General features: G+C 69.1%; 2 protein-coding genes. Both read left to right on the top strand.

Going from position 1 to position 2,108, the window contains the following annotated elements:
• Positions 1-1,860: molybdopterin-dependent oxidoreductase (locus H0W38_RS21745; protein ID WP_292458139.1), on the top strand; the 1,860-nt coding region annotated here is incomplete at its 5' end.
• A 10-nt stretch (positions 1,861-1,870) separates the two neighbouring features.
• Positions 1,871-2,108 (top strand): NADH-quinone oxidoreductase subunit H (locus H0W38_RS21740; protein ID WP_292458136.1); only part of this gene is annotated, 238 nt, incomplete at its 3' end.

The raw sequence follows: 2,108 nt of genomic DNA, 5'->3' as shown, positions 1-2,108 counted from the left end.
CTCTCCGGCAACATGATCGACCTGTGCCCGGTGGGCGCGCTGACCAGCAAGCCCTTTCGCTACAGCGCCCGCACCTGGGAGCTGTCGCGCCGCAAGAGCATCAGCCCGCACGACAGCACCGGCAGCAACCTGATTGCGCAGGTCAAGGGCGGCCGCGTCATGCGCGTGCTGCCGATGGAGAACGAGGCCGTCAACGAATGCTGGCTCGCCGACAGCGACCGCTTCTCCTACGAGGGACTCAATACCGACGAGCGCCTGACCACGCCGATGGTCAAGCAGGGCAATCGCTGGCAGGAAACCGACTGGACGACGGCGCTCGAATACGTCGCCAACGGACTGAAGCAGATCGTGGCCGAGCATGGGCCGCAGAGCATTGGCGCGCTGGGCACGGCGCACAGCACTGTCGAAGAGTTGCATCTGCTCGGCAAGCTGGTGCGCCGTCTGGGCTCGGACAACATCGATCACCGGCTGCGCCATGCGGCGTCGCCCGAGCCGGTGGCGGCGGACGCTGGCTCGGTGCGCTGGCTCGGCACTTCGATCGCGTCGCTTTCCACTCTGGACCGTGCCTTCGTGATCGGCTCCTTCCTGCGCAAGGACCATCCGCTCTTCGCGCAGCGCCTGCGCCAGGCGACCAAGCGCGGTGCGCAGATCACCAGCCTGCATGCGCTGGCCGACGACTGGCTGATGCCGGTGGCCGCGCGCGTTATCGCAGCGCCGAGCGAGTGGGTCGCCGCGTTGGCCGGGGTGGCTGCTGCCGTTGCGGCGGGCAAACGAGTGCCGGCTCCGATGGAATCTGAAAGCAGCGAAGAAGCGCGAGCCATTGCTGCCTCGCTGCTCGGAGGGCAGCGCAAGGCGGTGCTGCTCGGCAACGCTGCCGCGCAGCACCCCGAGGCCGAGACTTTGCTGGCGCTGGCCGGCTTCATCGCCGAGCACACGGGGGCCACTTGCGGTTACCTGGGCGAAGCGGCCAACAGCGTGGGCGCGCAACTGGTGGGCGCTCAGCCGCTGCAGGGCGGCCTGACGGCTGCGCAGATGCTCGCCGAGCCGCTCAAGGCCTATGTGCTGCTGAACGCCGAGCCGCTGCTCGACGCGGCCGATCCGTCGCAGGCCGCCGCCGCCCTGGCCGGCGCGCAGATGGTCGTCGCGATGACCGCTTTCAAGACGGCGAACTTCGAGCACGCCGACGTGCTGCTGCCGATCGCACCGTTCACTGAAACCTCGGGCACGTTCGTCAATGCGGAGGGCCGAGTACAGAGCTTCCACAGCGTGGTCAAGCCGCGCGGCGAGGTGCGTCCGGCCTGGAAAGTACTGCGCGTGCTGGGCACGATGCTCGGGCTAGAGGGTTTTGGTTTCGAGACCTCGGAAGAGGTCAAGGCGCAGGCCTTGGGCGACGAGGCAGGAGTTGCGGCTCGCTTGGCCGGCACCCCCTCATCCCCGAGTACAAGGGAGAGGGAGCCAGGCGGCGAGTCCCCGCTTTCCCTCTCCCTCTCCCGTCTGCCGGAGAGGGCCGGGGTGAGGGTCGACGCAGGCGGCGTGCAGACCCCGCGCGAGCCGGTCGTGCTCGAGCGCATCGCCGACGTGCCGATCTACAGCGCCGACGCGATCCTGCGCCGCTCGCCGCCGCTGCAGGCCACTGCCGATGCGCGGCCGCCGCGCGCCGGTCTGCCAACCGTGCTGTGGCAGCGCCTCGGTCTTGCCGAGGGCGCGGACGTCCACGTTCAACAGGGCAGCGCCTCGGTGAAGCTCGCCGCTTATCACGATGCGAGCCTCGCCGCCAACTGCGTGCGCGTGCCGGCCGGACATCCGGCCACTGCCGCGCTCGGGCCGATGTTCGGCGCCATCGCCGTCGAGAAAGCCTGAGGCCGCGCCGATGATCGACAGCTTCAATCAATTCGGCGGCGGCCTGCTCGGCGGGGCGTGGCCTGTGGTGTGGACGCTGATCAAGATCGTCGGCCTCGTGCTGCCGTTGATGATCGCCGTGGCTTACCTCACGCTCTGGGAGCGCAAGGCGATCGGCTGGTCGCAGATCCGCATCGGCCCCAACCGCGTCGGCCCGCTCGGGCTGCTGCAGCCGATCGCCGATGCGGTCAAGCTGATCTTCAAGGAGA

It is taken from the genome of Methylibium sp. (assembly GCF_013817365.1).
Lineage (GTDB): Bacteria > Pseudomonadota > Gammaproteobacteria > Burkholderiales > Burkholderiaceae_C > Methylibium.
This window is presented reverse-complemented; position numbering and strand designations above follow the sequence as displayed.